Below are 6000 nucleotides of genomic sequence, written 5' to 3' on the forward strand. Positions count from 1 at the left end.
ACGCGCCCCTTCGGCTCACTCGCCCTTGCACTTGATGGAGCTTCCCATGTTCAACTCGGTTCGAGACGACCTCCGCGCCACCCTCGACGAGATCCGCGCCGCCGGTCTGCACAAGCCCGAGCGCGTCATCGGCACCCCGCAGTCCGCGACCGTGAACGTCACCGCGGGCGGCCGTCCCGGTGAGGTCCTCAACTTCTGTGCCAACAACTACCTCGGTCTCGCCGACCACCCCGACGTGATCGCCGCCGCGCACGAGGCCCTGGACCGGTGGGGCTACGGCATGGCGTCCGTGCGCTTCATCTGCGGTACGCAGGAGGTGCACAAGGAGTTGGAGGCGCGCCTGTCGGCGTTCCTCGGCCAGGAGGACACGATCCTGTACTCCTCCTGCTTCGACGCCAACGGCGGTGTCTTCGAGACCCTCCTCGGCGAGGAGGACGCGGTGATCTCCGACGCGCTCAACCACGCGTCGATCATCGACGGCATCCGGCTGTCCAAGGCCCGCCGCTTCCGCTACGCCAACCGCGATATGGCGGACCTGGAGCGGCAGTTGAAGGAGGCGCAGTCCGCGAGGCGCCGGCTGATCGTCACCGACGGCGTCTTCTCCATGGACGGCTACGTCGCCCCGCTGAGCGAGATCTGCGACCTCGCCGACCGCTACGACGCGATGGTCATGGTCGACGACTCGCACGCCGTCGGCTTCGTCGGACCGACCGGCCGCGGCACCCCCGAACTGCACGGCGTCATGGACCGCGTCGACATCATCACCGGCACCCTCGGCAAGGCCCTCGGCGGCGCCTCCGGCGGCTACGTCGCCGCCCGTGCCGAGATCGTCGCCCTGCTGCGCCAGCGCTCGCGCCCGTACCTTTTCTCGAACACCCTCGCCCCGGTGATCGCGGCGGCCTCGCTCAAGGTCCTCGACCTGCTGGAGTCGGCGGACGACCTGCGGGTGCGGCTCGCCGAGAACACCGCGCTCTTCCGCCGCCGTATGACCGAGGAGGGCTTCGACATCCTCCCCGGCGACCACGCGATCGCGCCGGTGATGATCGGCGACGCGGCGCGGGCGGCCCGGATGGCGGAGCTGCTGCTCGAGCGCGGCGTGTACGTGATCGGGTTCTCGTACCCCGTCGTGCCGCAGGGCCAGGCCCGGATCCGCGTCCAGCTGTCCGCGGCGCACTCCATCGAGGACGTCAACCGGGCCGTGGACGCGTTCGTCGCGGCGCGGGCGGAGCTGGAGGCCTGAGGGAGCCGGAGGCCTGAGGCCGAGCACTCCGGACACCTTGCGATAATCGTCCGCATGATCGAAGCGCGGCGGCTCCACATCCTCCGTGCGGTGGCCGACCACCGCACGGTGACGGCGGCTGCCGCCGCGCTGTACCTCACCCCCTCCGCCGTCTCCCAGCAGCTCGCTGCCCTGGAACAGGAGACAGGCCACCGACTGGTCGAGCGGAGCGCCAAGGGCGTACGGCTCACTCCGGCCGGCGAGATACTGCTAGGCCACACCAACGCGGTGCTCGCCCAGCTGGAGCGGGCGGAGGCGGAGCTGGCCGCCTACAGTTCGGGCGCGGCCGGCACCGTCACCGTCGCCGCCTTCGCGACCGGCATCGCCGAGGTCGTCGCCCCGGCGGTGGCCCGGCTCGCCGAGTCGGCGCCCGGCATCCGCATCCGCGTCCAGGACGCCGAGGGCGACGCCAGCCTGCCCATGGTCCTGGACCGGCAGGTGGACGTCGCGGTCGCCGTCGAGTACCGCGGCGCCCCGCCCGCCGACGACCCCCGGCTCACCCATGTGCCGCTGTACGCCGAGCCGTTCGACGCGGTAGTCCCGGTGCGCCACCGCCTGGCCGGTGCCGACGAGGTGCCGCTGGCCGAGCTGGCGAAGGATTCATGGATCGGCCCGTACCCCGGCAACCCCTGCCACGACGTGGTCGTCCTGGCCTGCGAGAGCGCCGGCTTCCAGCCCCGCCTGGAACACTCCTCGGACGACTTCCGCGCGGTCGTCGCCCTCGCCTCGGCCGGCGCCGGCGTGGCCCTCGTCCCGCGCTCGGCGCTGCGCGGCATGGACCTGAGCGGCGTCGTGGTCCACCCGGTCGACGGCGTGGCCCCGACCCGCCGGGTCTTCGCCGCCGTACGTCGCGGCGCGGAGGCGCATCCGCTCATCCGCCCGGTGCTCGACGCCCTGGCCGAAGCGGCGCAGGCATGAGCCCGGCTGAGGGTGTGGGGACCGACACGGTTCCGGTGCCCGGGACCACAGGACGCGCCCTACGCGTCGGCGGTGGTGCTGCCGTGACCGTGACACGCCTGGACGCCGCCCAAGTGCTCGACCACGTGGTTGAGTTGGCCGAGTTGCTGACCTCCGTCGTGGCGGGAGGGGCGTCCGTCGGGTTTCTCGCGCCGCTCGGCCGGGAGGAGGCTGTCGCGTGGTGGCGGGAGCGGGCGGACGCCGTTGCTGCCGGGCAGGTCGCCGTATGGGTGGCGCGGGACGGCGCGGACCGGGTGACCGGTACCGTCGGCCTGGCCTTCCCCGGCAAGCCCAACAGCCGGCACCGCGCCGAAGTCGTCAAGCTGATGGTCCACCGGGACAGCCGCGGACAGGGCCTCGGGCGCCGGCTCCTGACCGCCGCCGAGGAGGCGGCCGCCGCGGCCGGGGTGACCCTGCTGCACCTGGACACCGAGACCGGCAGCCCGGCCGAACACCTTTACCGCGCGGCGGGCTGGACCCCCGTGGGCGCCATCCCGGACTACGCGGCCAGTGCCACCGGGGTGCTGCGGCCGACGACGATCTACTACAAGCGGGTGGGTACCGCCGCGACCGGGTGACTGTCAGTGGGACGGGTTACGGTGCGTTGCATGCCGGATGCCGAAGACGTACGCCGTATCGCCCTGTCCCTGCCGGACACGACCGAGAAGATCGCCTGGAGCATGCCCACGTTCCGGGTGGCCGGGAAGATGTTCGCCACGCTGCCCGAGGACGAGACGTCCATCGCCGTCCGCTGTCCGAAGGAGGAGCGCGACGAACTGGTCCTCGCCGAGCCGGACAAGTTCTGGATCGCAGGTCACGAGGCTCAGTTCGCCTGGGTCAGGGTCCGGCTCTCCGCGTTGGAGGACGAGGGCGAGTTGCGTGACATCCTCGCCGACTCCTGGCGGCAGGCGGCACCGCCCCGACTGCTCGAGTTCCACCGCGAGTTGGGACTGCCGGGCGGGGCGTGAAAAATCTGGGGCGTCGTCGGTGCGGCGTGGCATGATCCGACGGCGGAAGCGGCTGGGGAGGGGAGCAGGCGGGGATGACCGGGACATCGGCACGGCATGACATCGTTGCCAGGGTTGGGTACGGCGGGCAGGGCGCCGAACCGGCCGTCTGGTCGCGGGACTTCGCGCTGTTCTTCGTGGCGCGGGCCGTTGCCCGCCTCGGGGACACCATGCTGCCCGTGGCACTCGCCGCCGGACTGCTGCAACACGGGTATGGCGCGGGCGCGGTGGGCCTCGCCATGGCCTCGACGGCCGCCGCCTTCGCCGGACTCGTCGTCTTCGGCGGGGTCATCGCCGACCGGTTCAGCACCCGCAGACTGATGATCGGCGCCGACCTGGTGCGGCTCGTCACCCAGTCCCTCGCCGCCGCGCTGTTCTTCGCCGGGCACGTGGTCCTCTGGCAGATCTGCGTGATCGGCTTCGTCAACGGCGTGGCGAGCGCGGTCTTCCAGCCCGGGGTCGCGAGCACCGTGCCCCGGCTCGCCTCCGACATCCAGGGCGCGAACGGCGCGATACGCATTGCCGAGTCCGCCGCCCAGCTCGCCGGGCCCGCCCTCGCCGGACTGTTGGTCGGCTTCGCCTCGCCCGGCGGGGTGTTCGCGGGCCACGCGGCGACGTACGCGGTGAGCGCCCTGTGCCTCCTGCTGCTCCGGCTGCCCCCGCTCCCCGAGGGCGCCCGCTCCGCCGGGCCGGGGCTGCGCGCCTTCAAGGCCGATCTGGTCGAGGGCTGGCGGGAGTTCAGGGCGCGCACCTGGCTGTGGGGCGTGATCGCCGTCTGGTGCGTCTACATGATCGCCGTCTGGGGTCCCACCGTTCCGCTGGTCGCGACGGAGGTCGTTCAGCAGCACGGGGCACGCGCCTACGGTCTGATCAACTCGGCCCTCGGCGCGGGCACCGTCGTCGGCGGCCTGCTCGCCCTACGGCTGCGCCCCCGCCGGATGCTCCGGGCCGGGGCGATCGCCCTGTTCGCCTTCACAGGGTTCCCCGCGACCGTCGGCGCGGGTCTCGGCGTATCCGCGATGGCGGCCGGGGCGGCCGTCGCCGGGGCCGGGATGTCGTTCTGGGGCGTGATGTGGGCGACCAGCGTGCAGACCCAGGTCCCCGCCGACGTACTCAACCGCATCCACGCCTACGACGTCGCCGGGTCCCTCGCGATGATGCCCGTCGGTCAGGCCCTCGCCGGCCCGGCGGCCGGCGCCCTCGGCGCCGGCCGCGTGCTGCTGGTCGCCGGGGTGATGAGCGTCGTCGTCGCCGTCGCGCTGCTCGCCGTACCCGCGATACGCGGATTGGTCCGCGCCGACCCGGTCACGAGCGGAGGCTGATCAGGAGGTCGGGCAACCTCGACCAAACTTCACGTCAGGCATCGGCTCCAGGTGCCCTACGCCGGCCCCGAAAAAACGAGTGCGCGACCACCGACCCGAGTGCGGTATTGTTTCCCTGCGCGTTTCGACCGGGGAAACCCCAGGTCAAACGGCACCGGGACGTGGCGCAGCTTGGTAGCGCACTTGACTGGGGGTCAAGGGGTCGCAGGTTCAAATCCTGTCGTCCCGACGGTGCAGTTTCGCATTATCGCAGGTTAGGGGCCATCTTCGGATGGCCGTGCTTGGGAGCGAACGGGGAGCGCTCGTCCGCTCCCCGGGCTCCCATCGCTCCCAGAACGTGCGGTCCGCGTCAATTTGGGTTGATCGTGAGTCGCCCGATCGGGTCGAGTTCGGGATGCTCCCCTGGTATGGGTCCGCTGGTCGGCGGATTTTTCCAGTCAAGGGGGCCTGATGCTCCCATCCGGTCAAGTGGGGTCGTCGGGAAGTCCCCTTTCGTGGTCCGGTAAATGTCCCCTTGGCCGCGAGGGCTCCCTGGTGTGGAGGGCGTCGGGTAAAGGTCTTGAACGCTCACCGAGGGGTCTGTGCAGCTCAGCGGGGTGTATGGCGGGTGCGTCCGGTCGTATGCGTCCCCATGTCCGGGGGTGAGGAGCGGTATGGGGCCGTTGGGCGCACTAGTGGGCCGGCCGGACATCGGAGGCAGGAGTGCGATCAGCATGGTCGGCGTGGGCGAGCGGGGCCGGCTCCTGACTGTGGTGCCGTGTATGCACGTTGCGTTAGCGTTGTGTCTGCCTGCGGTGCGCTCTTGAGGATTTCGATTCCGTCTGCAGTGACGACCGCGTGGAAGGCGTGGGTGTATTTGCTGTCGCGTTCACGGAGCAAGTAGCGGAAGTCTGCGGCTCGTTGGCCGACGTCGGTCAACAGATTGCGGGCGAGTTGGGTGACCCGGGCTGCGGTGGCGTGGGCGGTGACACCGACGATGTAGACGGTGCGGGTGCCGATCTCCATGGCGTGGAACACGTACAGCCGTCTGAGGGTGACGGTGTCGATGTGGGAGAAGTCGGTGGCGAGCAGTCCGGATGCCTGGGCGCGTAGGAACTCGCGCCACGTCGGGGTGCTGCGGCTGCGTCGGGGAGCGGGGGTGAAGCGGGCACTGCTCAGGGTGCGTCGGATGGTTGAGGGTCCGACGCGGTGGCCGAGGCGTTGCAGTTCGCCCTGGACGGGGGTGTAGCCCCAGGTCGGGTTCTCGTGGGCGAGGCGCAGGATGAGTGCGGTGAGTTCTTCGGAGATCGGTGGGCGTCCGGTCCGGGCGGGTTTTTTGTTTCCATTTCCAGCGCAGGAGTCAATGCCGTTGCTTGAGGATGGCAAGCAGTTCCCCGTGACGCCGGGGCAGTGCGGTCGTTGGACCCGGTATGCATCCGTGGGTGGGGTTATCCGA

General features: G+C 71.0%; 6 protein-coding genes, 1 tRNA gene and 1 pseudogene. 7 read left to right on the forward strand and 1 reads right to left on the reverse strand.

Annotated elements, in window-relative coordinates; all coding sequences use genetic code 11:
• The first annotated feature begins 46 nt into the window (after positions 1-46).
• The 7 genes and pseudogenes from ACFYXB_RS31815 to ACFYXB_RS31845 all read left to right on the forward strand — a co-directional run bounded on the left by ACFYXB_RS31815 (position 47) and on the right by ACFYXB_RS31845 (position 4794).
• On the forward strand, positions 47-1240 hold the full coding sequence (locus ACFYXB_RS31815) for a glycine C-acetyltransferase (protein WP_351358186.1): 1194 nt from the start codon (positions 47-49) through the stop codon (positions 1238-1240).
• 54 nt (positions 1241-1294) lie between these two features.
• The gene (locus ACFYXB_RS31820) at positions 1295-2197 is read left to right on the forward strand and encodes a LysR family transcriptional regulator (protein ID WP_389588185.1); all 903 of its coding nucleotides are present in this window, start codon (positions 1295-1297) and stop codon (positions 2195-2197) included.
• Positions 2198-2200: 3 nt separating this feature from the next.
• Positions 2201-2284: pseudogene (locus ACFYXB_RS31825) on the forward strand (transcriptional regulator); the annotation flags it as partial.
• Entirely contained in the window at positions 2281-2814 is a 534-nt protein-coding gene (locus ACFYXB_RS31830; protein ID WP_389588187.1) for a GNAT family N-acetyltransferase, read from the forward strand. The pseudogene ACFYXB_RS31825 and the gene ACFYXB_RS31830, both read left to right, overlap by 4 nt.
• 30 nt (positions 2815-2844) lie before the next feature.
• Positions 2845-3204 (forward strand): MmcQ/YjbR family DNA-binding protein, encoded by a 360-nt coding sequence (locus ACFYXB_RS31835; RefSeq protein WP_389588189.1) that lies wholly within the window; start codon positions 2845-2847, stop codon positions 3202-3204.
• 74 nt (positions 3205-3278) lie between these two features.
• Positions 3279-4565: an MFS transporter gene (locus ACFYXB_RS31840; RefSeq protein ID WP_389588191.1), complete on the forward strand. Its 1287-nt coding sequence runs from the start codon at positions 3279-3281 to the stop codon at positions 4563-4565.
• A gap of 155 nt (positions 4566-4720) precedes the next feature.
• Positions 4721-4794, forward strand: a tRNA-Pro gene (locus ACFYXB_RS31845).
• A 479-nt stretch (positions 4795-5273) separates the two neighbouring features.
• On the opposite strand, the gene ACFYXB_RS31850 is transcribed toward ACFYXB_RS31845, so the two are convergent.
• Positions 5274-5930: a helix-turn-helix domain-containing protein gene (locus ACFYXB_RS31850; protein WP_389588193.1), complete on the reverse strand. Its 657-nt coding sequence runs from the start codon at positions 5928-5930 to the stop codon at positions 5274-5276.
• Positions 5931-6000: the final 70 nt, after the last annotated feature.

Origin of the sequence: Streptomyces sp. NPDC002619 (assembly GCF_042889305.1) — a bacterium.
Classification (GTDB): Bacteria; Actinomycetota; Actinomycetes; order Streptomycetales; family Streptomycetaceae; genus Streptomyces.

What these genes read in the sequence shown, in the direction of transcription:
- ACFYXB_RS31815 (WP_351358186.1), top strand. Translation starts at nt 47, where the DNA reads ATGTTCAACTCGGTTCGAGACGACCTCCGCGCCACCCTCGACGAGATC.
- ACFYXB_RS31835 (WP_389588189.1), top strand. Translation starts at nt 2,845, where the DNA reads ATGCCGGATGCCGAAGACGTACGCCGTATCGCCCTGTCCCTGCCGGAC.
- ACFYXB_RS31820 (WP_389588185.1), top strand. Translation starts at nt 1,295, where the DNA reads ATGATCGAAGCGCGGCGGCTCCACATCCTCCGTGCGGTGGCCGACCAC.
- ACFYXB_RS31840 (WP_389588191.1), top strand. Translation starts at nt 3,279, where the DNA reads ATGACCGGGACATCGGCACGGCATGACATCGTTGCCAGGGTTGGGTAC.